Genomic DNA, 24483 nt, shown 5'->3' on the forward strand with positions numbered 1-24483 from the left:
TTTCTTGGCGTTCGCGGGAGCTGTTTCAGCATTCCCGAAGACAGCCCCTAAGGCTAACCTAACAAGCATGACTCGACTCCTTTCTCCCTCCACGACCGATCGCGACTACTGGGCGATCGTGGACAACCTGACGCGACGCGGTTTCTTCGGCGTCGGCGCGGGCGTCGCTGCGGCCGCGTTTCTCGCCGCGTGCGGCAGCACGGAAAGTTCGACGCCCGAGAACGCGGAGACCTTCGAGTTCACGCGCGGCGACGAGAAGCTGATCATTCCGACGGACCCACAGAACGTCGTTGCCCTCGATCCGCGGGACGGCCTCGAATTGTCGATCCTCGCCGGATACCCGGTGACCGCCTACCCGACCGGCGCAGCCGAACACCTGCGCCGTGAGGTCCCGGATGCCACGGGTGTCGAGATCTTCGCCGAAGGTGCTTCCGATCCCAACTTCGAATACATCTCGACTCTCGGCGCCGACCTTCTCGTCCTCAGCGCCGGCTGGTGGGACACCGGGTCGTACGGCAACGACCGGATGCAGCAGATCGCACCGGTCCTGCCCGTCGGCAAGGACTTCACCCCGGAGTGGCGGAAGGTCATGTCGGACTTCCTCACCGGCATCGGGCGCAGCGATCGCGCCGAAGAAGTACTCGCCGAGTACGACGCCCATGTAGCTCAGGTCCGCCCGACCGTCGAACCGCTGATGGCCGGCAAGAAGGTTGCCTTCGTCGCCGCCGCGGAGGATCAGATCGCGTGGTTCCAGAACGATTTCCGCACCGCCGTCGCCGAGGACCTGGGATTCGAGGTGCTCCGTGAAGGCCCCGACCTTCGCGTGATGCTCGGATCGGAGCAGTTCAACCGTCTCGAAGAAGCCGACGTCATCTTCGCCTTGGATCGCAGCGCCTCCGGCAGCGTGTACACCTCGCCGACGTGGCAGCGTCTGCCCGCCGCGCAGGCTGGTCGAGTGATTCCCTTCGACTACTACAAGGCCGCGGGATACGCCTTGACCGCCAAGGTTCTCGTCGACGACTTGGCGGCCGGGGTCAAGCGGTAGAACCCGACCTTCGTCGACCCGACGGGGCCCCGATCATTCGGCACCGGCGGCTCGTCCTGTCACGCGGTCCCGAAACTCGCGGAACGCTTGGAAACCACCGGTGAGCGCCCGCGCCAGTTCCTCGGCGCTGTCGACCCAGACGACGTCCTCCAACTCGGAAACGTCGTCGGGCTCGTGATTGCGCTGGGGAACGAGAAACGTCGGGTCACCCTGAGGGTTGACGATCAGGAACCCAGCCGCCGCGCAGAGGTCGTAGACGAACGCGCACTCGGCAGGCGACAGCGTCGCGTGGAAGATTCCACCACTGAGTGGATCGCTCTGCTCGAGCGAGTCGAGATGAAGGTCGGAGAAGGCCCCGTCGATCGTCAATGCCCTGTCGTCACGGTCGACGATCTCGCCTCCGTACGGGCTCTCGACCACGCGCAGCCCGTGCTGATCGAGGAAAGCGGCGACCGCCGCCCGATCAACATCGAGTTGCACGTCCTTCGTCACCCGCATGAAGTGCAGCGAGAAACCCATCGATCCCCCTCGTCCATTCGCGACGCACGTGATGCGCTCGCCAGTACCTCGACAGCCGAGAAGCGTCAAAACTACCTCTCGAGTAGGGTCCGGATCGCCTCGACCACTTCGGCAGGCGCCTCTTCTGCCATGAAGTGACCTGCGGACAGCGTGCGGTGCTCGAGATCGGGCGCCCATGCTTTCCACAGGGCCTCGGCGTCGTAGCCGAGCATCGCGCCCCAGTCCTGCTGAATGACCGTGACGGGCATGTGCAGTTGGTTGCCCGCCTCCCGATCGGACTGATCGTGTTCGATGTCGATGCCTGCCGACGCCCGGTAATCGGCAACGATCGACGGCACCGCCTCCCGTGAGGCGCGCAGGTATTCCGCCCGCACGTCTACCGGAATCGCTTCGCGGTTCTGCGTCCACACGTCGAGAAAATACTCGAAGAACGCGTCGGCGCTGGCGCTGATCATCTGCTCGGGAAGACCAGGTGGCTGAGCCATGAGATAGAGATGGAACGCCACAGCAGCATTCGATCCATGCAGGATGTCCCACATATCCAGGGTGGGGAGCACGTCCAGCGAGCCGAGTTGCGTGATCACATCCGGATGATCCAGCCCCGCTCTGACGGCAACCAGTGCGCCACGATCGTGGCCGACGAGGGCGAACTTCTCGTGTCCCAATTTCCTCGCCACCTCGACGATGTCGGCAGCCATTGTTCGTTTGGAGTAGGTGTCCGGGTTTTCCTCGACCGGTTTGTCGCTGGCTCCGTATCCGCGGAGATCCGGGCAGATGACGGTGTGATCCGACGCCAAGGCAGTGGCTACGTGACGCCACATGAGGTGAGTCTGAGGGAAGCCGTGCAGAAGGACGAGTGGTGTTCCGCTTCCGCCGACCGCGACGTTGAGCCGCACTCCGTCTGCTGTGGAAATCTGCTGGTAGTCGAAGCCTGGAATGGTGATAGTCATCGGTCGCTCTCGTTAGTCGGGGTGATGGCAGGTCGGGGTGATGGCAATCAGCTTCGCCGCAGTCGATGAGCATTCGATGAGCGCGATAGCGTGGGGAAATGCGAGACCACACATTTGAAGCCCCGGCTTTCGGAGTGCTCGGACCCGTGGTCGCGTGGAACGAGTCTTCACACCAGATCGATCTGAAGGGTCCACGACACCGAGCGGTCCTCGCTCGTCTCGTCGTCGCCCGCGGACGTGTTGTTCCCGTGGACGTGATTGTCGACGACCTCTGGGTCGATCCTCCGTCCGGCGCTACCAGCGCAATACGTACGTTCGTTTCCGCTTTGAGGCGTGCGCTCGAACCGGATCGCGCGCCGCGAAAGAAGCCGAAAGTCATTGTCACCGAAGGGCCCGGTTACGCCTTTCATGCAGCACCCGACGCGGTCGACGCTTGGGAATTCGAAAGTCTGGTGCGAGAAGCCGCAGATTCGACGCCGGCGCAATCACTCGAACTGCTCCGAACCGCGCTGCAACTGTGGAGAGGGCCGGCCTACGCGGAGTTCGCCGACGAGCCTTGGGCCCGAACGGAGCGATCGCGCTTGGAGGAACTGCGTCTGACTGCCGTCGAACGCTTGGCATCCGCGCAGCTCGATCTCGGGCGAGCTGCCGAAGCGATTCCCGATCTGGATGCCCACGTGACGGAACACCCTTGGCGCGAGGAGGGTTGGCGACTACTCGCTCTGGCGCTGTACCGGTCCGATCGTCAAGGCGATGCTCTGGCAGTCCTACGTCGCGCACGGAAGTTACTCGCCGAAGAGTTGGGCATCGACCCTGGTCCACGACTGAACGACCTCGAGTCCGACATTCTCCGCCGGGAAACCCGCCTGGATCCTGTAGGGGCAGAACAGATCTTCAGTCAGGTTTCGGCAGCGTACGACCGGACCGTAGCGGCAGGATCGAAATCGAGATTGGAGTCAACCGTCGGCCTCCTCCGAAGTTTGGCAGTTGCGGGCGGAAGCGGACTCGAGACTGCCCGAAACCAACGACTGACAATCATCGGCGCCGCTGAACAATTGGACGACGTCGAACTCACCGCGCGGATCATCGGCAATTACGACGTGCCCGGGATCTGGACGCGATCCGACGATCCTCGGCAGGCTACGCAGATCGTCGAGGCCGCTCAGCGCACTCTCGATCGACTTCCGGCCGGCAACGAACCCGCTCGGGCGAGACTGTTGGCGACAATCGCACTCGAATCGCGCGGACTGCCCGGTCATCACGGTCTCGAATGTGCCCGTGCCGCAGTACAGATCGGTCGCGCTCTCGACGATCCAGGGCTCCTGGCCTTCGCTCTGAACGGATTGTTCATGCAGACGTTCTGGACTAACGGTCTGGCCTCCGAGCGCGACGACATCGGCCGTGAACTGGTCGACCTCGCCATTCGACACGGCCTGGCTACCTTCGAGATCCTCGGCCATCTGATCCGCATGCAAGCCCTCAGCGCCCTTGGGCAATTCGATGCAGCCGAGCTACATTCCGAGACGGTTGATCGATTGGCCGGACGTCACGAACGCCCGTTGGCAGCGGTGTTCACCACCTGGTTTCGCGCTATGCGTACTGCCGCTGCCGGCGCGGCGGCCGCGCACTGCGAGAAGCTGTACGAAGCTGCGGCGGTCAATCTTTCCGATGCCGGCATGCCGGGTCTCGCGGACGGCATACTCCCTCTCGCAATTCTCGCCCTCCGCGTATGGTGGGGACTGCCGGCGATTTTCGACCCGACCACGCAGTGGGGCCCGTACGAACCCTGGGCCCGGCCACACCTGCTCATCGCACAGGGGCAGACGAACGAAGCAGCGAAGGCCGTCGAGGCATTGCCGGACCCGCCCGAAGACCTACTCTCCGAGGCACTGTGGTGCTTGACTGCCGCAGCGGCGACTGCAGTCGGCGACCGTCGAGTCAAGGAGCGTGCGCGAGCGGCGCTCCTACCTGCCGCCGCCGAAATAGCCGGCGCCGGAAGCGGAATGCTCACCGTGGGACCCGTCTCGCACTACCTGGCCGAATTGGAGCAGGGCTGAACCGTCAGGTGAATGCAATCACCGTCTCACCCCACGCCTCCCGGATCTCGCGGTCGAGATCAGCGACGACGGCATCGCGTTTGTCGATCAACAGTGTCGAGCGTGTGTCGGTGTCGTAAGTGGGCCACCCCGGGTCCGCACCCAGTTCGCGATCGTCCCCGGCGTCGTAATCGCCTGCAGCTCTGGCAAAGTCCAACCACCTCGCCTGCATGCGCTCAGAGACATGACGCGCCGCGCTCAAGCCACCCAACTTGTAGGTAATGTCTCGTGCCCCGTGGTTGATGTTGCCGAAGACGTAGGCAAGTTCGGTGCCGTGGGTCGCACCGATCTTCAGCGCCTTGAGCATCGGCGGCGCGTAGTCGAAGCGATACAACCACGTCGGCGCAACCTTGCTGTGCGCCTCGGCGATCCACAACGTAGGCAGCCGGAATCCGAAATCACGGGTCAAACCGAGACCGGCGCCCAGCTTGGACAGTCCCGAATACGCGCCTTCGATTTGAGAATGATCCGGTAGCTCGAGTCCTGGATGCTCGTCGGCGATCTCCGCGAACATCGACGTGATCACGACGGGATCGATCGGCATCAACGGCGACTTCATCATCCGGAAGAGCGAAGATTCGTCCTTGTTGGTTCCGATGATCAGCGGAATCGGGTGTGCATTGCCGTGACGGAACGCGCGCACCGGGTAGTCAGGGAGCAGATCACCGTCGACGATCGGCGCGAACGCCAAAGTGCCAGGCGTCTCCTGGGGGACGCGAGCAAACAGTTCGTCTGACGGCCCGATCAAGTCTTCGGCAGACGTGGACCGCAACAGACCCAGATCGCTTCCGCCGCTGAAGATCTCGAGAAACAGCTTCGCGACGATCTCACCACGTTCACTACCGTACACCGAAGTGGCGGGCGAACTTTCGGCAATAGCGCGATGAAACAGGCCGCGAGCGGACGGGACGGTCATCAGCGTCGTCACCGCGCCGCCACCTGCCGACTCGCCGAACAACGTCACTTTGTCGGGATCGCCACCGAAAGCCGCGATGTTGCCTTGAACCCATTGCAGCGCTGCAATCATGTCGCGGAGAGCGACATTGGGCTCGAAGGTATGTTCACTCGAATTGAAGGACGAGAAATCGACGAAGCCGAACACACCGATGCGGTAGTTGATCGAGACGACGACAACGTCGCCGTTCTCAGCCAATGTGGTTGCGTCGAAAAGTGGTTGGCTGGACGCTCCGCGGAAATACGCTCCGCCGTGAATCCAGACCATCACCGGTTTACCCGGCGCATCAGAACCGACGGGGCCCGGTGCCCACACGTTGAGGAACAGGCAGTCTTCGTCCATCGGAACGTTCTCACCGAGCGGGATCATCGCGAGTCGACTTTGCGGCTCACACGGCCCGAATTCTGTTGCGTCCTGGACCTCGGTCCATGGCTTCGGCGGAACCGGCGCGCGAAATCGCAGCGGACCGACCGGAGGTGCCGCGTAACGAATCCCCTTCCAACTCGACACCGAGCCTTCCGTCGATCCTCGAACCGGCCCGTACGTTGTCTCGACTACCGGCGCTTCGCTGGGTGTGATCGTCATTCGATTTCTCCTCGAAAACAAGTTGCTACTTCGACAGGGCTTCGACAACGTGCGAGAGTTCCAATGCTGCCAGCATCAGGAACAAAACGGTCATGATTGCTGCATTGTGGCGGATCAGAGTGCTTTTGGTGGCGCTCAGTGCATCGGTCACCTTCGCCGAGGGCACGGCAGCCAATGCTGACAGCACGATCAAAGCGATGGACGCCGCTACCGCGAACAGAACGGAGTACGCGACCACTGATACCCAGCCGAGGTGCCCGCCACCGATGATCGAACCTGCCTTGAGTTCGAGCGGCAGGTTCTTCGCGTTGGGTACGGTCAACAACAGTCCCAGAACCGCAGCTTTGGCCGGTTGCATCGAGTCGATCTGTGCCAGCCACGACGGCATCGCCGGCTCGGCATCGTCTTTCGGACGGCCACGCCAACTCGAGTACGCGAGCGCCAGAAAACCGACAGTGAACACGACGGCGAACACCGTCTGGACGGTATGCGCGCTGCCGCTGGACTTCGATTCCACTTCGGTGGTCGAGAGTGCCGTCGCTGCTGTGATCGCTGTCGCGGCCAGCACGATGCTCGCGGTGTACGCGAATGCATTTGCCTTCGCCCGAGTGGACAGCAGGATCGCGATGATCGCAACCAGAGGAATCGGGCTGATGACGACGCCGGTGGCGAGTGGGATGAGCTGCGCAGTAATCGATTCCATTTCTGCGACCGTACAAGCGGCCAATCCGGCCATTGGCGAAACGTTCGGCCTCCACGACATCGCCACTCACGGTGTCACAGAAGCACGGCTGTGAGGACCACCCGGTCTTCCTCTTCGACAAGTTCGAGGGACGTTACCGTACCGGCGAGCGATTCAAGCCCGATCCCTGAGTCCCGTGCCACCGGCATCCGACCCGGCGAACTGATCCGCACTACTACCGCCCGAGCATCGGCGAGTGTCACCTCGAGGAAGACGGGCCCTCCTGCACCGTGTTTCACGGCGTTGGTCAGTCCCTCCGACAGGATCTCCACCACGCTGTCGAGCCGAGCGGAGCCGGAACCGATCACCGCCCAGACTTCGTCGTCGACGTGACTGACGACCGGAATTGCGTAGCGCCACACCGTGACAAGATCATCGATACGCTTTCGGGCATCGGAGTCAGCCGGCTGATCGGATGACGCAGACAGGTCGCTTTCCAAGCCGTCGAGAATGTGGGCAATGGTTGCCGCAACATCGACCGGGCGACCGGCAACGGCGCCCGAAGACCATGCGGCCGCTACGAGTTCGCCCTGCACCGACGAGTGCAACAACCTGGCCAGTCCACGTCGGGTGTGCATGAGCTCGGCATGGATACGAGCTGCATCGAGCGCTTGCCGGCTCAGGGCACTGCGGAGTTGACGCTCCTCGTCCTGACGCTGCGTATCCGCAGCCCTGATCAGGCAGACGGACAGCGCAACCAACGGGTAGACGGCCATCGACGAGAGATAGAAAGTCGGGGTACGGCCGAACACCGTCAGGAGCAGCCACGTCGCGGTACTGCTGATCAGCGCACTCGAGCAGTACACCGCAGAAAGAGTCGCGATCCGTCTCAGAGGGCCGTCTCCGCTGCTGACAACTCGGCGAGCGCACGCATTGCCACCGACGAAGAGCCAGAAACCGACGCCGAGCTGGACCGCCGTGAACGTCACGCCGTAAGTCGTGAGCAGGTAGACGGTCACCAGTGCCGTGTACGCGAACACTGGTACGTACAGTGGCGCCGGTTCAACGCTGCGTACGACGCCGATCAGTCGATCTCTCGCCGTCAGCCGCACAGTCGGCGTCGGTGATTCGATCGGGGGAATCTCCCGGAACAGTCGATGACTCATCGGGCGAACCACGTCGTCGGAGATTCGCTTCAAGAGAGCTGCTCCTCGCACTCCCTCGAGTTCCGTTTCAGCAACCGCGTGCATGACCGTCTCGATACTGCGCTCGAGCTCTCGCCGACACTGCGCACGGGTTTGGCCGAGGCGGAATCGATCCCGGGTCTGTTGGAGTTGGACGGCGGCCCCGGCAACCTTCAAACTCCGTTGCAGCGCGAGGCGGTCGCGGAGAGCGCTTACCAGTACGGCGGTCAACGACAAGAAGACAACGCTGCACACGACGTTGAGTGCCACCCGGACGAGCATCGGTCTGGGGTCGACGGGGAGTTCGAGCGAGCGGGTGATCGCGTCGAGGACGAACGGGCGGATCGCGCCGATCACTGCGAACAGGGCCAGGGCTGCGAGCTGCGATCGGTGTGCTGCAAGAACAGCCCTCGCCATCAGCAGCATCAGCCCGACGACGCAGTGGGTCGCGAAGGCGCCGACTGCCATCACGCCTACTTCGCGCACCCCGGTACACAGGTAGTAGTTGGCCATCACGGTCACCGCGAACGGCAGCGTCAGAATCCAGGACCACTTGGTGACGATGTTCCGATCACCGAGTCGAAGCCACCACTCGCGCGGGTTCACACCGAGTCGGTCACTTCGGGCACACCGAAATGGCGGATGAAGATACTCGCAGCAAGCACTCGCGGATTGGTGGACGAATCGTGCGTCAATCCCAGGCTCTCGAGAGTGCGCGCGATGAGCTTCTCCACACCTCGGATCGAGGACCCACGATGCGCTGCGATTGCGCTGTTCGACCACCCGAGCGAGATGTAACGCAGAAGATCGAGCTGTGATCTGGTGAGGCTCGACAAGGCGGAGTCCGGATCACTCCCGAGCGCCGGTGGCTCGGTTTCCGTCAACGCGGCCTCCACTACGCCGATCAACTGATCCGCCGACTGGACAGCCGCCTTGTCCACGAACAGCGATTTCGGCGGCACACCCGCAGAACCTGGCGCTGTCGATGCGTTGGGGTAGTTCGTCAGGAACACGATCGCGCAATGCGGAGCCTTCACGGTGACGATGTTCGCGAGATCGACGCCGTTCGGCCGCACGCCAAGGTCGATGTCCGTGACCAAGAGGTCAGGATCGAATCCGTCGAACTCCGTGAGCGCTTCGACCGCCGATCCGGCCGTACGGACCACGAACCCGGCGTGTGTGAGCGTGTCACCGACGAGCGCACGCATCAGTGGTTGGTCTTCCACCACCAACACCCGTCGCACCCACTGGCTGGTCTCCATGACCAGAGATTAACCGTTGGGAGAGTGCGTATTCGACCGAGCAGGTGGTGACGGATTCCGAGTAACACGGCAGTTATCAACCATGCGGGTTCCAAGCATTTCGCCCGATATGTCCCAAGCGTCGGAGCGCAGGGTGTTCCGAGTACACACCCCTTCGACCATCAGGACGGGCCATGACCGCACCGATCACCCCGAAGAACACCGCAGTACGACGAGCCACTTTGCTGGCAGTATGCGTGAGCACCGCAATGCTCATGCTCGACATCGCCGTCGTCAACACCGCCCTGCCGTCGATCGCATCCGATCTCGATACCGGAGTCAGCGCCCTGCAATGGGTGATCGACGCGTACACGCTGGCATTGGCGACGGTGGTTCTCAGCGCCGGATCGTGGGCAGACCGACGGGGTCGACGCCATGTTTTCGTCATCGGCATTCTGTGGTTCACCACGGCATCTCTGTTCTGCGCTCTGGCGCCGAACATCTGGGTGCTCGACCTCGCGCGGGCCGCTCAGGGTATCGGCGGTGCCGTACTCTTCGCCTGCTCACTTGCCTTGCTGGCGGACGTGTTCGAGAAGGGTCCCCAGCGCGCGACTGCTCTGGCTGCATACGGCGCCACGATCGGGGGCGCGTTTGCCGTCGGCCCACTGGTGGGCGGGTTGCTCACCGAGTTGTTGGATTGGCGCGCAATCTTTTTGATCAACGTTCCGATCGGGTTGATCACACTGGCGATGACGGTGCGGTGGGTTCCCGAGTCACGCGATCCTCGACCTCGCGGCGCGGACGTGCCCGGGCAGATTCTGGTGTCCACCGGCCTGGCAGCTCTGGTGTTCGGTTTGTTACGCGGTAACGAGGATGGGTGGTTCGAGCCGCAGCCGATGATCGCCGCGGTGATCGCCGCGGCCGCCATGATCGGTTTCTCCCTGCACGAGCTTCGTACCACCGAGCCCATGCTGCCCCCGCATCTGCTCGCCAATCGGGCCTTCGCCGGAGCGCAGATCGCAGCGTTCTCGATCTCCGCCTCCCTGTTCGCGGTGTTCGTCTACACGACCATCTACCTGCAGAACGTGCTGCATCTGTCTCCCGTGGACGCCGGCCTGGTGTATCTACCGGCGACGATAGCGATGTTCGTCGTCGCGGGAACCACCGCGAAATTGGACGGGCGCATCCCCGTCTCGGTCTCGTTGACGTGCTCGCTTCTACTCGTCTCGGTGGGGCTGGTCATGATGACCGTCGTCGACGTGACCAGTTCGCCGTACGCGATACTTCCCGGATTTGTTGTCGCGTGCGTGGGGGCCGGGGTGTTCAACCCCGTCATGAGTGGGTTGGTTCTGGGCGAAAGCACTTCGAACCATTCCGGATTGGCCGCAGGGATCAACGACGCGTTCCGGCAGACCGGCATCGCAGTCGGGGTTGCCGTGCTCGGCGCCTTCCTTCCGGCGCAGTCGATGCTGCCCGGCGGACCACCGGACGACTTTGTCGGTGGACTTCGGTTGGCACTGTTTGTCGCAGCCTTCATCGCAGCTCTCGGTGCGTTGGTCTGTGCGGCGACGCTGCGCACTACCAGCGTCAACCAGACTCTCTCCGAGGAATCCGAGCAGATGTTGACGAGAACTAGTTGACCGTTTTGTCCTGCATGTATGAATTTCGCTCCTTAGAATCGAACCGTCCTGCGTCCGCAGGTACGAGGGGAAACGGATGATCTATCGACTGCTCGGGCCGTTGGAGGTCGCACGGGGTCCGGCGACGAGCGACGTGATCGATCTGGGCCCTCGAAAACAACGAACGGTCCTTGCCGTTCTACTGCTCAACCGTGGTCGCGTCGTCTCCACCGACCGGCTGATCGATGCTCTCTGGCACGACGACGCACCGGCGAGTGCGATGGCAAGCATCCAGGCGTATATCTCCAACCTGCGCCGAGCGCTACGCGTCGAAACCGGTACGGCGTCACCGATAGTGCGTCAATCGCCTGGCTATGTCCTCGAGGTCGCTCCGGCAGACGTCGATCTGTCGGTGTTTCTCGACGACGCCGAAACGGCGCGACAACACGCTGAGAACGAACGGTGGCAGGAGGCTTTGACGACCGCTGACCGTGCCCTCGCCTCGGTCCGGGGGCAGCTTCTGGACGACCTGAACGACGCGCACTGGGTGGAGGTGGAAGCCGCAGCCTTCGAGGAAGTGCGGACCGAGTGCCGGGAGACCCGGATAACGGCGCTTCTGGCTCTCGGGCGCCTGGCACCCGCGCTGGTCGAAGCTGCTCAACTCTGTAGCGAGTACCCGTTCCGCGACCGGACCTGCTGGCTGCGAATGGTTGCCCTGCATCGGGCGGGCAGGTCACCGGAAGCCTTGGAACAGTTTCGATTACACGCGTCTCGGCTCGACGCCGAGCTGGGACTGGAGCCCGGCGGGGAGCTGACAGCATTGCAAGGCGCGATCCTGCGCCACGAACCCGGCCTGGCCGCCTGGCCGCGCACTCCGGGATGGACGGGGGCCGAACAAGTGTCGGTCCCGGCTTCTCCCCCAGCCGTAGCAGCGATGCCCGAGACGGATTCCTCACGCTTGTTCGTCGGGCGCGACGCTCAGACGATTGTCGCCGACAAGATGCTCGACGACGTTCGCCGTGGCTCACCTCGCTGGTTGATCTTGACCGGCCCCGCCGGCATCGGCAAGACACGATTCGCCGAGGAGTGTTCGTCGAGAACAACGTCCATTCGAGGAGCCACCGTCTGGGCACGTTGCCCGGAGGACGACGGAACGCCGCCGTGGTGGCCGATCCGCCGACTGGTTCGGGAACTCGGAGCCGACGCCGATTTCGTACTGACGCCGCCGACGGACATCGATCCGGACGAAGCGAGATTTGCCGTCTACGAACGGGTTCGCACCACCATCGAAGCTGCGGCGAAAGATGCACTGTTGACCGTCGTCATCGACGACATTCAATGGGCCGATCCCACGTCCCTTCGTTGCCTGACCTACCTGGTCGGCGCAATGACCAGTGCCAGAGTCTGGTTCGTGTCGACGCTCCGAGACTCGGAAGTCGGGTCGGCAGTGCGCAAGTTCGAAGAAGCCGTACTCCACGGCGAAGGAAACCGAACCATGATTGTGCCGGCGCTCGCGCAGGGCGAGGTTGCAACACTCGCAAGGTGCGTCTCCGGGGACACGCTCGACGACGCGGAGGCGCGAACCCTGGCGGAACGAACCGGCGGCAACCCGCTGTTCGTCTCGGAGTACGCCAGGCTTCCCCGGAACGAGCGACTGGGCGACGGCATCCCCGTCGCCGTTCGATCTGTCCTCGGTCGACGGCTTGCCGCAGTGGAACCGGCAGTGTTGCACGCTCTTCGGGTTGCCGCAGTTATCAGCGACGCCATCGAGGTGTACACACTGGCCGCAGCCACCCGTCTCGATGTCGACACTCTCGCCGACCATCTCGACGCGGCTGCTGATGAACGAATCATCGTCGCGGACTCGGCAAACGGCGGTTACGTCTTTGCTCACGGCCTTCTCCGAGACGAAGTCCTCGAAGCGATACCCACGCTTCGTCGCCAGCGGATACATGCCCGAGTTGCCGAAGTGCTCGAAAATTCCTCCGATCCGGACCGGCTGAGCCGCCGCGCGCAACATCTGATGTCGGCACTTCCCCTGGTCGATCCACTCGTCGTTCTGGAGGCATGCACGGCTGCAGCTCAGGATGCGACCGATCGGTGGAGTTCGGAGACCGCGGCCGAGTGGTGGGAGGCAGCTGTCCGCGCGTTCGACTTACTTCCCGTGTCCCAGCAATCCGCTGACGATCGGGACGACCTGCTGGTGGCCAGAGTCGAGGCCCTCGCCCGCGCAGGTCGAGGGCAGACAGTTCTCGACGTCGTCAATGCCGGTCTCCTCGAGGCTGTTCGGGAGGGGCGAACCTCCGCCGTCGGACGACTGGCAGGCGCATTACTTCGGGCCGCCGGTGCGTGGCCGTGGGTTTCCTACGGTACCGATCCGGGACCACTGCTCGAACGGCTCGCGGCGGTCGAGCCCTTGGTCGAGAACGACAGGTCAGCTCACGCACGGGTTCTTGCTGCGCTGGCGGTGGGAAGTTGCTACCACCCCGAAGCCGAGATCCCGAATCGATGGAGCGCCCGTGCTCTCGACATCGCCCGCGAACTCGACGATCCGGATGTGATCGCGGACGCGCTGCTCGGACGGATTCTGCTTTTCTCCGGAGTCGCGGTGCACAGCGCGGAGTCCATGCGCCTACTGCGCGAGCTTTTCGAACTGCCGCACCAACAATCGCGTGTCGACAGCGTCGTCGCACACGCCGTCGCGAGCATGACGGAGATGAATCTGGCCAATGTCGATGCCGCCGTCAAACACGTCAGGCAGGGGATCATCGGCTGCGAGCTACTGAGACTCCCGGTGGTTCGGGTCCAATTACGCTGGATGGAAGCAACTCTCGCCGAATGGTACGGAGACTTCGCGCAAGCCCGCCGGCAGTACGAGACGGCCAGGCAGATCCATCTGCAAACGGAGTTGTACACGGCTGGCAGCGCAGATCTGGCGTTCAACACTCTGGAATGGGAGCGAGGTGCGTTGGCAGAATCTGATCCCGGTGTCGTGGAACCTGATTCGTGGACCATCGCCATCGACGCCGCCCGAGGCGAGCGCGACGCCACTTCCGAAGGCATCAAGAAGTGGCTGATCAATCGCGGGCCACAGACGTGGACGACATTGGGACACCAGACACTACTTGCACGCGTCGTGGCAGATCTGGAACTGGTCGAATACGCCGACACGTTCATCGACCTACTCTCGCCACACACCGGCTGCATCGCAACGGTGGGCCATGTCGGTGAACTGGGCTCGGTCGCCGAAGCCTCCGCGCGTCTGCACGCGCTTCTCGGTCACGTCGAGCAGGCATCGACTCTCCTGGATCAGGCCGAGAAGATCGCAACTGGCTCCGGCGGAGCACCAACACTGCTGCGCTGTCGACTGCTTCGGGCGCAGCTCCGAGAGCCGTCCGCCGAACGTGAACGGGAGCTGACGGAAGTGGCGGCCGAATCGGAGACACTCGGCATGCGGGGCGTAGCTGAACGAGCGCGATCGACATGACCCTGAACTGCGAGAATGCGCTTGGATAAAACTTGGATCCGCTCGGGATACATACGTCAAGAACCACCCAAGCCTGTTCGGACATCCTTCCCTTGACCGAAAGACGGATGAGGAAAGGAAGACCATGAACCTTCAAACCCCCACGCTCGACGCCGCGGTCGAATCACTGCGCGCAGAGGTGACCGGCTCCGTTTCCCTGCCTGGCGAAACGGGATACGAGTTGGCGATTCCGTGGAATGCAGCGGTTCCCGTCGCGCCTGGCGCTGTGGTGGCAGTCGAGAGCGCGCAAGACATTGTCGCAACGGTGCGATTCGCGGCGAAGTTGGGTCTGCGCGTCGGTGTTCAGCGCACCGGCCACGGCGCGGTCCCTCTCGGCAGTGACGTTCTCCTCGTCCACACCGGCAGGCTCACGGAGTGCGTCGTCGACCCCGAAAACCGCACTGCCCGAATCGGCGCGGGCTTGATCTGGCAGGACGTCATCGACGCTGCCGCACCCCACGGCTTGGCGCCACTGGCAGGTTCTTCACCCACGGTCGGAGTCGCCGGCTTCCTCACCGGCGCCGGCATCGGCCCGATGGTGCGCACGTACGGGCTCTCGTCGGATCACGTTCGTTCGTTCGACATCGTCACCGGCAGCGGCGAACTCATTCATGTCACCCCCGACGAACATGCCGAATTGTTCTGGGGACTGCGCGGCGGCAAGGCCACACTGGGCATTGTCACAGCCATCGAGATCGACCTACTACCGGTCACCCACTTCTACGGCGGTGCAATCTATTTCGACGGCGCAGATGCAAGCGCGGTCGCGCACGCCTGGCTGGACTGGTGCGCCGACCTGCCTGAGCACAGCTCGACCTCTCTTGCCTTTCTGCAACTTCCACCCCTTCCACAGGTTCCGCCACCGCTGGCCGGCAGGCTCACCGTCGCGGTCAGATTCGCAAGTCTTGCCGAGGAATCCGATGCCAAGTCACTGATCGACCGAATCCGTTCAATCGCAACGCCCTTGATCGACACAGTCGGTGTGCTGCCTTATGCCGCCCTCGGGGCAGTGCACGCCGATCCCGTCGACCCGATGCCGACGCACGAATCCACGGCATTGACCAACGAGCTGTCACACGAGGCCGTCGACGCATTGCTGGCCGCTGCCGGCCCCGGATCCGGTTCACCCCAAACCGTCGTCGAATTACGTCTCCTCGGGGGCGCCCTCGCACGGGAACCTGAGCACCGCAGCGCCTTCTGCCATCGTGACGCTGCCTTCTCGCTGTTCACCGTCGGAGTTCTTGCCCCACCGATGGTCGACGCGGTAGTCCCGCACGCCGAGACTCTCGGACGAACGATGGCGCCATGGACGAACGGGCATGCACTGCCCAACTTCGCGCCGAGCGTCGACCCGGAGAAGATCGCCCGCACCTACGACGAGGACACCGCTCACTGGCTGAGCGCTTTGGCGGACACGCATGATCCGCAGGGAGTCCTGGCCGTCGGTCAGGTCATGCGCCGGATCTCCTGAACTTCGCCAACTCTCGCAACCGGACCAGATCCCAGGCGTGCCGGGGGCGACGGATACCCGGTCGATCTCGGGGGACTCTGACCCTCAGCGCCTGCGGACTGACCGTGCACCTGACCGGAGTTGGCATCACCAGCGCCTCGCCGTCGACGCCGACCGGAATCTCGTCGGTGTCGGCGTCGACGATCACCTCGAATCCGGTGCCCTGAGCCAGACCGTGTTGATGCGCCCGATGGAGCAACCCGATGGCCTGACGTGCACTGCTGACGGAGATCGCGACGATTCCGAGAGTGCCCCGGTCCAATCGCGGCCGATGACCGAGCCCCGCCAGGTCGTTCATCTCGTACGGGCCGTTGCTGACCAGCACAGCCTGTGGACCCACCGCGGACACGCTCGGGGAGCGCGCGGTCAGCACCGCTCCGGTACGTCCGGCGAGGAGATCCGGGAGCATCTGCAAGAAGGTGCTGGTCTTGGCGTCGCGGTACTCTGGACTCTGGACTACCTCGGCGTACGCCCCGAACGATGCGTTGTTGACGAAAGTTCGACCGCCGACATTTCCCAGGTCCACCGTGACCTCGACGCCATCGACGAGCGCGTCGAGGCACCGTGACGGATCCTCGAGATCGAGCCCCAGATCCGCGGCGAAGTGGTTGCGCGTTCCCGCGCTGACGACGAGGAAGGGCAGGTCGTGTTCCGCCGCGACAGCAGCAACCAGCGCCTGCGTTCCGTCGCCACCGGCAACACCGAGTAGGTCGGCGCCGTCCGCGACCGCCTGCCTGGCCAAGGCCGTCACGTCGATCTTCTCGGGCCCCTCGAGCAGTGCGACCGTGGCCCCCCGTTCCTCGGCCTTGCGTTTCAAGTCGAACTTCTCGACCTTGCCACCACCGGAGTTCGGGTTCATCACGAAGAACGGCTTGACGGGCGGCGGTGCCGGTCGCTCGACAACCGGCAATTCCTTCTCCTCCCCCGCCAAGGCGGTGCGAGCGCAGATACCGGCTACGACGAACAACCCGATCGCGAGCAGCACCACCCACAGGAGTCGTTCTCGGACCAGGAAGGTGAGCACCACGATCGGCGTCAGAACCGCCACGGCCAACGAGAGCCAGCGGAGGAATCCGCGGGTCGTCAGAAACCAGTACACGGCCACGACGCACACGACCACCCCACCGATCCCCAGGATCAGCATGGTCAAGGTTTTCAGTCCGGCGAAGATCAGGAGCACCGCGACTGCAAGAACCAGGGCCGCAAAGGCTGCGCGCGCCAACCAACTCTGTTTCGACGAGGGCCGATCCGTGTGGGCAGAGGTCGTCATCGAGCCACCTCCCCGCGATTGTCATTTCGGCCGGTACTTCGACGCTATCCCTTCGAAGCAGGCCAGTCACCTACCGGCAAGAATCTCGCGATCGCGCACTGCTACTTTATGACGACACCTCGTCATAAAAAGGAGTAGCCGTGACAACACCGACGTCCGAAGCGTGGGAATCCGCCGAAGGAACCCTGACCGGCATTCGGAAAGCCGGACTCCACGGACTACGTTGGACGGCCTGGTTGGCCGGCGCGACAGGTCTCGCACAATTGGTGTCGATCGGGCTGAACTTCACCGACACTGTCAGCGGAATCGTTCCGGCCACGTACCCGCCTGTAGATGTGGCGTGCAGCGTCGTCGCGCTCGTTCTTCTGGTCAGCCTGCTTGTCGGCCGCCCCAACGGTCCCGCGATGTTGTCGAGTCTCGCCCTCCTTATGGCCATGCTGATGGCGCCCACCCTTCACAAACATGCACCCGCGTCGCTCTGGCTGGCGGCGGCACACGCCGTCTCGGTCGTCGCCGTCATCACGCTGTCCGTGATGACTTCGCGGTTCTCCAGTGCCGAGTTGGATCGGTCGTGACACCGGATTCACCCCTCTCGCTTGCAGCTGAGGAATGGATCACTGATCTCACTACCGCGGAGATGGAGCGATTGCGCAAACGCACGACGCTCACACTCGCCGAAGAACAAGAGGTCTGCCGATCCGTACGCTCGATCGCGCAGCAGATGATGCTCGCACCCGTCTCGATGTGGCAAGGTGATCCGCGCCTTGTTGCGGACCTGTTCGACCTCCCCGTGACCGTGAATCAGACCCAGGAGGATCGACCATGCCGAAGTTGACCGGTGGCGCGACAACCGCAGAGCACAAAATCGCCACCCGAGAAGCCATGTTGGACGCATTCATTCGCGAACTTCACGAGCAGGGCTGGCAAAACGTGAAGCTGCAGACCGTGGCCCAGGCGGCCGGCGTCTCGCGGACAGCGGTGTACAACTACTTCCCCGACAAATCCGCGTTACTGCTCGCCTGGTCCACCCGCGAGATGGACAGGTTCCTACTCCTGGCCGAGCGTGAGCTCGCGGACCGCGAGAATCCTGTGGACCGACTCGAAATCCTCGTCAAACTGACACTCGTCGAGTTCTCACTGCAACGATTCACAGGAATCGCGTTGGTCGAATTGTTGTCAGCGCAGGATCGCGAAATTTTCCTCGAACATATTGTCCCGCTGTCGGTTCTGGTCGAACAGCTCGTCCAGGAAGGTGTCGACGCCGGTGTCTTTGTCGATTCCGATGCTGCCGCATCCGCGCAACTCATCCTCGCCTGCGTGGAAAGCCGACGCCCGATGCTCATGGCCGGCGACCGAGTGGACGCCGTCGTAGCGACCACCGTCCCGTTCATCATGCGCGCGTTGGGCGTTGCGTGGCCGACTTCCCTCGCGGCCGAACCCTCCGATCGCTCTGCTCACGATCGGTAGGATCGCAGATATGCATTTCGACCTCCCGCCCATCGATCAGCAGGCCGAGCGATTGATCGAACTCGGTGTTCACGAGATGGCCGGACTTTCTGCCGGCGATGTCAGGGAGGCCGCAACCGGGCACGGTGATGTCGGACTACTCACCGTGCACGAAAAACTGGCTCCGGCTTCAGTTCTGACTCCGCTGCTCGAGCTCGAGAACAAGCGCGGATTCATAGTTGTCGACATGGCGGACGTCGATTTGTTCGCCCCCACCGAGCAGGCAACGCTGCCCGAAAGCTCATTACATCTGCTCAGTGGAGTCGACCGCGGGGATCACCTGGCCAACTGGAGCCCGGACGAAGCATTGCCCGCAATCGTCGACGCAGACCGTACGCCGCTGACGCTTACCGAAGGCATCCACTGGCTGTTGCAGCGCCCCGACATTCTCGAACGCGGAAAGTGTTTCATGACCATCGGCTCCCGACTGCGCAAACCTGACGGATCCTTCGACACCAGAACTCCCGCCGTGTGGATCAGCAACGGAACCGGTCGCGACGGCAAAGACAACCGCAACGCCCCGAAAGTCGGGTGGTGCTGGTGGGGTAACCGCCACACGTGGTTGGGGTTCGCATCGGCGAGCGACCGGGTACCGCTCCCGAACTAGAGCACGGTTGCGCGGTCGAATCGGTACCGATCCTTCCACGGCATCTCGGCCTCGAGCATTGCAGCGGCAGAGAGTAATTCCGCGTCGCAACCCCATTTCGCCGAGATCATCACGCCGAGTGGAACGCCGTCTTCCGTCCAACCGAGTGGCAGACTGATCGACGGGAAACCGGTTGCATTGGCGACGACGGTGTTTCCTGTGAAAGCGACCATGTCGATCAGTTCGGTCGCGGGGTCTTCGTCGTTGCGCAACTCCCCGATCGCAAGCGGCGGCTTCGTCACAGTCGGAGTGACGACAAGGTCGGCGTCGGCGTAGTCGAGACTCCATCGCCGCGCCCAGGCCTGAACAATACCGATTGCCGCGGCCAGCTCACCCGAAGACACCTGGTTTGCTTGAACTCGCAAGTGCTGCACTATCGGACGCAGAAGGTGTTCGTACTCCTCCGGGATCGGCTTGGTTCCCGCCAAAGACGAGAACATCTTGACGAAAGCATCGATGAAAATGTCATCGCGAGCCTGCGGTCGCTCGAACACGTTGTGGCCCAGACCCTCCAGCACAGACCCAACCTTCGATACAGCAGCCGAGAGCTGCGCATCCACGGCTCCGCCGGAGACCGATCCGTGAGCAAGAGCGACGGTCAAGGGGCGAGCCCGAACTCCCCCGGCCTGTACGACGAACTCTTCGAACGACTTCGGCCGAGGCGGGTGGATAGTTCCGGCGCCGGGTCGCGTCGCCAGAACGTCCAGCAGCGCAGCGGTATCGCGAACTGTCCGGGCGATCGGCCCCTTGCTCGCAAATCCGAAGTTGTCATGCCCCGCCACGCCCATCGTGATCAAACCGCGGCTCGGCTTGAGGCCGACGACTCCGCACGTACTTGCCGGCGAACGCAACGAACCGGCGGTGTCACTTCCCTGTGCAAACGGCACCAGACCAGCGCCGACGGCGGCAGCAGCGCCGCCACTGCTGCCGGCGGCACTCCGCGTGCGATCGAACGGACTGCGAGCAGGCGGAGCGACTTCCGGCTCGGTGTAACAGGCTGCCCCGAACTCGGGCACCGTCGTCTTCCCGATGTCGATCAACCCACCTTCTCGGATCGCCTCGACGATCTCGTCGTCAGCGTCCGGCACGAAGTCGCGAAAGAGCGCCGATCCGAAGGTCGTGCGAATGCCGCGCGTTGCGTCGAGGTCTTTGATTGCCGTCGGAACGCCGAACAGACGCGGAAGGGGCCCGGCGTCCCGCTCGTCCAACCTGCGCTGCGCTTGTTCGGCGAGGGCGACTGCGTGCTCCCCGGCGATCGTCGTGAAGGCGCCGACGTCATCGGAAGTGGTCGCACGGTCGACGAAGTACCTGGTGACTTCGGGAATCGAGACCTGTTTGGCGGCGATAACACCGGCAAGTTCGACGGCGGACAGTTGATGGAGATCGGTCATCGGGCAGCGCTCCTTGGAGGTCGATGGACACTTGTAATTTCGATACGCGTATCGCTATTGTTGTCAGCATGGTATCCGAATCCACCAGCTCTGCAAGGGCTGGTCGACCAAAAGCATTGAGTCACAGACAGATTCTTGATGCCGCGGCAGAGATCGCCGATACGGACGGCCTGGATGCGGTGTCATTTCGAGTGCTCGCCGAACGACTCGGCATATCGCCGATGTCCGTCCACCGCACAACCGGCGGCATCGACGCCTTGAGGCGAGATCTGATCTCGACTCTCGTAGGCGAAGCCGTCTCGTCGATCGACTGGCCGACCGACTGGCGCGGGGTTGCCCGCACGTTCGCCTACGGCCTCCACGATCTCCTGATGCGCCATCCCCTGGTCCTGGAAGCCCATCGGCAGGCATCACTGGAAGCACCCGGGGCCGACGATACCGCCCACCGAGTCGTGAGCGCCCTTTCCTTGGCCGGCCTCGAGGACGAGCAGGCCACGTACGCATACGGCGCGCTGCATGATTTCGTCACCGGACACGTCGCAATTCAATTGGGACGCGGCGCTTTCGACAGCGCACCTGCCGATCGACGCGAGGCATCGGTGTTCGCACTTCATCACGATCCCACCCGAAGGTTCGAGTTCGGAGTCGCCCTCATCCTGGACGGTGTGGCGTCGATCGCGCAGCAAGGAACCACATCATGACGAGCAGCGTGACCACAACCGAAATTCGCGACGCGTCGGGGCGTCGTATCGCATTCTGCGAGTACGGCGATCCGACTGGCCACCCGGTAGTCGTGGCCCACGGATCACCTGGCAGCCGATACGAAGGGCTCTCACTCCACAACGCGTCTTCGACGGCAGGCATGCGGCTGATAGTCCCCGATCGACCCGGCTTCGGACGCACGGATCCGTACACGGACAAGGGATTTCATTCCTGGGACGACGACTACGTCACCCTGGTCGATCACCTAGAGTTGGACTCGGCCACACTGATGGGTTTCTCCGGAGGCGGCGGTTACGCGCTCGCAGTCGCTGCAGCCGTTCCCGAACGAGTCTCGAAACTGGTGCTGGCGTGCGCCATGATCCCCGGGGCACCGCGAGATACTTTGCGACGCAGAATAAAACTGGTATCTGCGTTGTACTTTGCCGCCACCTGGGCTCCCCGTGTGGCCGGCGCAATGCTCGCAGGAACCGGAGTGTTCTCCAAGCTACGCAGCGACTCAGTCTCGATCTGGCCGGCCGCCGATCAGGCCGTCATGACCGACGAGGTACATCGCCCCGCTCTCCAGTTGGATTCATCCGAAGGGATCGCACAGGGTGGATCCGCAGGGGTTGTCGACTTGGCTCGGTATCGCCACGAGGTGCCTGGACTCTTCCAATCGATCTCGGTACCAACGGTTTTCCTACACGGAACCGACGACGGAAACGTACCCATCGAAGTAGCCCGCTGGGCACACTCGTTGATTCCCGACTCTCGCTTCGAAGAGATCAACGGAGGCGGCCATCTGTTCGTCGTCGCCGACCCCACTCCACTCCTTCGCGCCCTCGCCTAATTCCCTCTTGACTCGAACGCGTGTTCGAGTATCCTTTGGGGAGGGGATCGGGGGATTCAATGAGTGTCTTGTTGTCGGACGTGGTTTCGGGTTCTGCGGTGGGGTTACGCGGACGGTTGTGGCAGTTGTCTGCTGCAGAGTTGCGCGCTGCTGCGGTGTCGGCGAGTGCGGAGATTCTGCGCCTCGAGGCGGTTCGTGTGGCGGTGGTGGACGAGTTGTCGTTGCGCCCGGATGATCAGGTGATTGCCAGCCGCGGTGTCGGTTCGTGGTTGGCGGCTAACACGATGCTGCAGGTTCGGGACGGGAAGAAGATCGCCGCGTTAGGTGCGGCTTTGCGGCCGTTTCCGGCGGTGGCGGCTCGGTTCGATGGCGGGGATTGCTCGTTCGATCATGCCGTGTTGATCGTGGCGTTCTGCGAGTCACCACCGAAGGGCATGCCAGACGACGCGCTCCCTCGCTGTATCGATTTGTTGTTGGCGGCTGCGTCGGGTGTGGAAGCGACGACGACGAAAGTGCGGAACGTGATCGCGACCTTGGAGCGAGTGTTCGAATCCGATGAGATCCCGCCCGCCGAGGATGTCGATCTCAATGAGTTGCGGATCGCCTCGACCTTGAACGGTCGAGTGGTGGTGCGTGGGGATTTCGACGCCCTCACCGGTGAAATGCTGCTGTCGGCGTTGTCGAATCTGACGATGCCCACCCCGGCACCGGACGGGACTCCCGATGCTCGGTCGACGGCGAAACGGACCGCGGACGGGTTCACCGAACTGATCCGGCGTTATCTCGATTGCGCCAAGACCGGTACCGATGGTGGTCAGCGTCCGCATGTGAACGTGCACATCAACGCCCGTGATTTGGCTGAGCATCGGGACTGCGCCGCCACACCAACTGATGGTGGTGGAGTGGCTGTGTCTGATCTTGATGTCGGGCACATGCCCTGGCTCGGACCGCTGTCGGTGTCGCAGACCAGGCTTCTCGGGTGTGATTGTTTCCTCTCCACCGTTCTGCTCGACGATCACGGCGCGCCGCTCGATGCGAAACCAGGGAAGAGGTTGGTCACCGCCGAACAACGGACTGCGTTGATTGCCCGAGACAGAGGCTGTGCGTTCCCGGGTTGCACATGTGTACCGGCGTGGACCGATGCGCACCATATCCGGCACTGGGCCAACGGCGGCCCGACGGTGATGAACAACCTGGTCCTGCTGTGCCGTTCGCACCACCGGTTGATGCACCGGAAATCAGGGTTCGTCGGGAAGTGGGCGATTCGGATCGGTGTCGACAACAAACCGTGGTTCATCCCGCCACCCTCGATCGACCCCGGACAGCAACCCAGGCCGGCGAACACCACCTTCAAAACCTGAGAGGTCAAACCTCTTTGGCGACAACAGAACACGGACCAGCGCCGCATCGAGGAGACCTCGATGCGGCGCCAAAAAACATGCTCAGCCCAAGTCGGCGACAATCCGCTCGGCGAGAGGCCGTGACGACGCCGGATTCTGACCGGTGTAGAGCTTGCGGTCCACCACGACATAAGGCGACCACGGCTCAGCCTTCGAGAATTTGCCGCCCAATTCGCGTAGGCGAGTTTCGAGCAGCCACGGAGCCTTGTCCGCCAGACCAGCCTGCGTCTCCTCTTCGTTGGTGAACGCGGTCAGCTGATAGCCGTCGAACAGCCAGCTTCCATCGGGTCTCTGGGCCGGCAGGAGTGCCGCCGGCGCGTGACAGACTGCCGAGACCACCTTGTCCGCGTCCAAGAAGTTCACGAGAAGCTCACCGAAGGATGCCGACACCGCAAGATCCTCCATCGGTCCGTGTCCACCCGGTACGAAGACCAAGTCGTAATCGGCAGCATCGGCGTTCTCCAGAATCTCCGGCGAATCGAGCACCGGCTGCAGATCGGCGATGTACTTGCGCATACGGTCGGCGCCTTCTTGCCCACCGTTCACCTCGGGCGCCAGGCTTCCCTCGTCCACAACGGGAGCTTTACCGCCAGGCGTCGCGATCACGATGTCGTAGCCGGCGTCGACGAAAACGCGATGCGCCTCGACCAGTTCTTCCGCCCAGTACCCGGTCGGGTGGGGTGTTCCGTCCTTCAGCGTCCAGTGATCTGCAGAAGTGACCGCAAACAACAGCTTTGTCATCGCGCAACCTTTCGTCGGTAACAGGAACCCATTGGTGACAAGACACCATCTTCAAGGCCCGATCA

At 63.1% G+C, this 24483-nt stretch carries 21 protein-coding genes; 12 read left to right on the plus strand and 9 right to left on the minus strand.

Going from position 1 to position 24483, the window contains the following annotated elements; genetic code table 11:
* The first annotated feature begins 67 nt into the window (after positions 1–67).
* A complete protein-coding gene (locus tag G9U53_RS06120) occupies positions 68–1045 on the plus strand; it encodes an ABC transporter substrate-binding protein (RefSeq protein WP_003942949.1) in 978 nt (325 codons plus the stop codon).
* A 33-nt stretch (positions 1046–1078) separates the two neighbouring features.
* Here G9U53_RS06120 and G9U53_RS06125 read toward each other — a convergent pair whose 3' ends face one another.
* Positions 1079–1564, minus strand: coding sequence for a hypothetical protein (locus G9U53_RS06125; RefSeq protein WP_042922885.1), 486 nt, complete (start codon positions 1562–1564; stop codon positions 1079–1081).
* Between the two features lie 71 nt (positions 1565–1635).
* Positions 1636–2514, minus strand: a complete 879-nt coding sequence (locus G9U53_RS06130; protein WP_165638464.1) for an alpha/beta hydrolase — start codon at positions 2512–2514, stop codon at positions 1636–1638.
* A gap of 98 nt (positions 2515–2612) precedes the next feature.
* Here G9U53_RS06130 and G9U53_RS06135 point away from each other — a divergent pair, with 98 nt between their 5' ends.
* Positions 2613–4571, plus strand: a complete 1959-nt coding sequence (locus tag G9U53_RS06135; RefSeq protein WP_165638465.1) for a BTAD domain-containing putative transcriptional regulator — start codon at positions 2613–2615, stop codon at positions 4569–4571.
* 4 nt (positions 4572–4575) lie between these two features.
* On the opposite strand, the gene G9U53_RS06140 is transcribed toward G9U53_RS06135, so the two are convergent.
* The 4 genes from G9U53_RS06140 to G9U53_RS06155 all read right to left on the minus strand — a co-directional run bounded on the left by G9U53_RS06140 (position 4576) and on the right by G9U53_RS06155 (position 9278).
* Positions 4576–6150, minus strand: a complete 1575-nt coding sequence (locus G9U53_RS06140) for a carboxylesterase/lipase family protein (RefSeq protein ID WP_030536200.1) — start codon at positions 6148–6150, stop codon at positions 4576–4578.
* Positions 6151–6175: 25 nt separating this feature from the next.
* The gene (locus G9U53_RS06145; RefSeq protein ID WP_030536201.1) at positions 6176–6853 is read right to left on the minus strand and encodes a GAP family protein; all 678 of its coding nucleotides are present in this window, start codon (positions 6851–6853) and stop codon (positions 6176–6178) included.
* A gap of 74 nt (positions 6854–6927) precedes the next feature.
* The gene (locus G9U53_RS06150; RefSeq protein WP_058226810.1) at positions 6928–8622 is read right to left on the minus strand and encodes a hypothetical protein; all 1695 of its coding nucleotides are present in this window, start codon (positions 8620–8622) and stop codon (positions 6928–6930) included.
* Positions 8619–9278 carry a response regulator gene (locus tag G9U53_RS06155; RefSeq protein ID WP_058226809.1) on the minus strand — a complete coding sequence of 220 codons (660 nt, stop codon included), beginning with the start codon at positions 9276–9278 and terminating at the stop codon, positions 8619–8621. The genes G9U53_RS06150 and G9U53_RS06155 overlap by 4 nt, the downstream gene beginning before the upstream one ends.
* A gap of 173 nt (positions 9279–9451) precedes the next feature.
* Here G9U53_RS06155 and G9U53_RS06160 point away from each other — a divergent pair, with 173 nt between their 5' ends.
* The 3 genes from G9U53_RS06160 (at position 9452) to G9U53_RS06170 (ending at position 15873) form a co-directional block, all read left to right on the plus strand.
* On the plus strand, positions 9452–10897 hold the full coding sequence (locus tag G9U53_RS06160) for an MFS transporter (protein ID WP_058226808.1): 1446 nt from the start codon (positions 9452–9454) through the stop codon (positions 10895–10897).
* 76 nt (positions 10898–10973) lie between these two features.
* Positions 10974–14363, plus strand: coding sequence for a BTAD domain-containing putative transcriptional regulator (locus G9U53_RS06165; protein ID WP_165638466.1), 3390 nt, complete (start codon positions 10974–10976; stop codon positions 14361–14363).
* Between the two features lie 124 nt (positions 14364–14487).
* On the plus strand, positions 14488–15873 hold the full coding sequence (locus G9U53_RS06170) for an FAD-binding oxidoreductase (protein ID WP_058226807.1): 1386 nt from the start codon (positions 14488–14490) through the stop codon (positions 15871–15873).
* Here G9U53_RS06170 and G9U53_RS06175 read toward each other — a convergent pair.
* Positions 15854–17182 (minus strand): diacylglycerol kinase family protein, encoded by a 1329-nt coding sequence (locus tag G9U53_RS06175; protein ID WP_058226806.1) that lies wholly within the window; start codon positions 17180–17182, stop codon positions 15854–15856. The two genes, G9U53_RS06170 and G9U53_RS06175, sit on opposite strands and share 20 nt — an antisense overlap.
* Positions 17183–17322: 140 nt before the next feature.
* Here G9U53_RS06175 and G9U53_RS06180 point away from each other — a divergent pair, with 140 nt between their 5' ends.
* From G9U53_RS06180 to G9U53_RS06195, 4 genes are read left to right on the plus strand one after another with little or no spacing between them, the layout of a single operon-like run.
* Positions 17323–17757, plus strand: a complete 435-nt coding sequence (locus G9U53_RS06180; RefSeq protein WP_030536208.1) for a hypothetical protein — start codon at positions 17323–17325, stop codon at positions 17755–17757.
* Positions 17754–18017, plus strand: a complete 264-nt coding sequence (locus G9U53_RS06185; protein ID WP_007730221.1) for a hypothetical protein — start codon at positions 17754–17756, stop codon at positions 18015–18017. The genes G9U53_RS06180 and G9U53_RS06185 overlap by 4 nt, the downstream gene beginning before the upstream one ends.
* Entirely contained in the window at positions 18005–18649 is a 645-nt protein-coding gene (locus G9U53_RS06190) for a TetR/AcrR family transcriptional regulator (protein WP_054826732.1), read from the plus strand. Before G9U53_RS06185 ends, G9U53_RS06190 begins: the two co-directional genes overlap by 13 nt.
* Positions 18650–18659: 10 nt before the next feature.
* Entirely contained in the window at positions 18660–19295 is a 636-nt protein-coding gene (locus G9U53_RS06195) for a DUF5701 family protein (RefSeq protein WP_003942937.1), read from the plus strand.
* On the opposite strand, the gene G9U53_RS06200 is transcribed toward G9U53_RS06195, so the two are convergent.
* Positions 19292–20725 carry an amidase gene (locus tag G9U53_RS06200; RefSeq protein ID WP_058038418.1) on the minus strand — a complete coding sequence of 478 codons (1434 nt, stop codon included), beginning with the start codon at positions 20723–20725 and terminating at the stop codon, positions 19292–19294. The genes G9U53_RS06195 and G9U53_RS06200 overlap by 4 nt on opposite strands.
* A 68-nt stretch (positions 20726–20793) precedes the next feature.
* Between G9U53_RS06200 and G9U53_RS06205 the strand changes: the two genes are divergently transcribed.
* The 3 genes from G9U53_RS06205 to G9U53_RS06215 are packed head-to-tail and all read left to right on the plus strand — an operon-like array spanning position 20794 to position 23638.
* The gene (locus tag G9U53_RS06205; RefSeq protein WP_231917414.1) at positions 20794–21426 is read left to right on the plus strand and encodes a TetR/AcrR family transcriptional regulator C-terminal domain-containing protein; all 633 of its coding nucleotides are present in this window, start codon (positions 20794–20796) and stop codon (positions 21424–21426) included.
* Positions 21423–22277: an alpha/beta hydrolase gene (locus G9U53_RS06210; RefSeq protein WP_058038420.1), complete on the plus strand. Its 855-nt coding sequence runs from the start codon at positions 21423–21425 to the stop codon at positions 22275–22277. Before G9U53_RS06205 ends, G9U53_RS06210 begins: the two co-directional genes overlap by 4 nt.
* A gap of 59 nt (positions 22278–22336) precedes the next feature.
* On the plus strand, positions 22337–23638 hold the full coding sequence (locus G9U53_RS06215; protein ID WP_165638467.1) for an HNH endonuclease signature motif containing protein: 1302 nt from the start codon (positions 22337–22339) through the stop codon (positions 23636–23638).
* 81 nt (positions 23639–23719) lie between these two features.
* On the opposite strand, the gene G9U53_RS06220 is transcribed toward G9U53_RS06215, so the two are convergent.
* Positions 23720–24418 carry a type 1 glutamine amidotransferase domain-containing protein gene (locus tag G9U53_RS06220; RefSeq protein ID WP_165638468.1) on the minus strand — a complete coding sequence of 233 codons (699 nt, stop codon included), beginning with the start codon at positions 24416–24418 and terminating at the stop codon, positions 23720–23722.
* Positions 24419–24483 lie beyond the last annotated feature (65 nt).

Origin of the sequence: Rhodococcus sp. D-46 (assembly GCF_011290655.1) — a bacterium.
Classification (GTDB): Bacteria; Actinomycetota; Actinomycetes; order Mycobacteriales; family Mycobacteriaceae; genus Rhodococcus_F; species Rhodococcus_F qingshengii.

Coding starts and splice junctions, on each gene's coding strand:
- G9U53_RS06120 (WP_003942949.1), top strand. CDS start 68: ATGACTCGACTCCTTTCTCCCTCCACGACCGATCGCGACTACTGGGCG.
- G9U53_RS06125 (WP_042922885.1), bottom strand. CDS start 1,564: ATGGGTTTCTCGCTGCACTTCATGCGGGTGACGAAGGACGTGCAACTC.
- G9U53_RS06130 (WP_165638464.1), bottom strand. CDS start 2,514: ATGACTATCACCATTCCAGGCTTCGACTACCAGCAGATTTCCACAGCA.
- G9U53_RS06135 (WP_165638465.1), top strand. CDS start 2,613: ATGCGAGACCACACATTTGAAGCCCCGGCTTTCGGAGTGCTCGGACCC.
- G9U53_RS06140 (WP_030536200.1), bottom strand. CDS start 6,150: ATGACGATCACACCCAGCGAAGCGCCGGTAGTCGAGACAACGTACGGG.
- G9U53_RS06145 (WP_030536201.1), bottom strand. CDS start 6,853: ATGGAATCGATTACTGCGCAGCTCATCCCACTCGCCACCGGCGTCGTC.
- G9U53_RS06155 (WP_058226809.1), bottom strand. CDS start 9,278: ATGGAGACCAGCCAGTGGGTGCGACGGGTGTTGGTGGTGGAAGACCAA.
- G9U53_RS06160 (WP_058226808.1), top strand. CDS start 9,452: ATGACCGCACCGATCACCCCGAAGAACACCGCAGTACGACGAGCCACT.
- G9U53_RS06165 (WP_165638466.1), top strand. CDS start 10,974: ATGATCTATCGACTGCTCGGGCCGTTGGAGGTCGCACGGGGTCCGGCG.
- G9U53_RS06170 (WP_058226807.1), top strand. CDS start 14,488: ATGAACCTTCAAACCCCCACGCTCGACGCCGCGGTCGAATCACTGCGC.
- G9U53_RS06175 (WP_058226806.1), bottom strand. CDS start 17,182: ATGACGACCTCTGCCCACACGGATCGGCCCTCGTCGAAACAGAGTTGG.
- G9U53_RS06190 (WP_054826732.1), top strand. CDS start 18,005: ATGCCGAAGTTGACCGGTGGCGCGACAACCGCAGAGCACAAAATCGCC.
- G9U53_RS06195 (WP_003942937.1), top strand. CDS start 18,660: ATGCATTTCGACCTCCCGCCCATCGATCAGCAGGCCGAGCGATTGATC.
- G9U53_RS06200 (WP_058038418.1), bottom strand. CDS start 20,725: ATGACCGATCTCCATCAACTGTCCGCCGTCGAACTTGCCGGTGTTATC.
- G9U53_RS06205 (WP_231917414.1), top strand. CDS start 20,794: ATGGTATCCGAATCCACCAGCTCTGCAAGGGCTGGTCGACCAAAAGCA.
- G9U53_RS06210 (WP_058038420.1), top strand. CDS start 21,423: ATGACGAGCAGCGTGACCACAACCGAAATTCGCGACGCGTCGGGGCGT.
- G9U53_RS06215 (WP_165638467.1), top strand. CDS start 22,337: ATGAGTGTCTTGTTGTCGGACGTGGTTTCGGGTTCTGCGGTGGGGTTA.
- G9U53_RS06220 (WP_165638468.1), bottom strand. CDS start 24,418: ATGACAAAGCTGTTGTTTGCGGTCACTTCTGCAGATCACTGGACGCTG.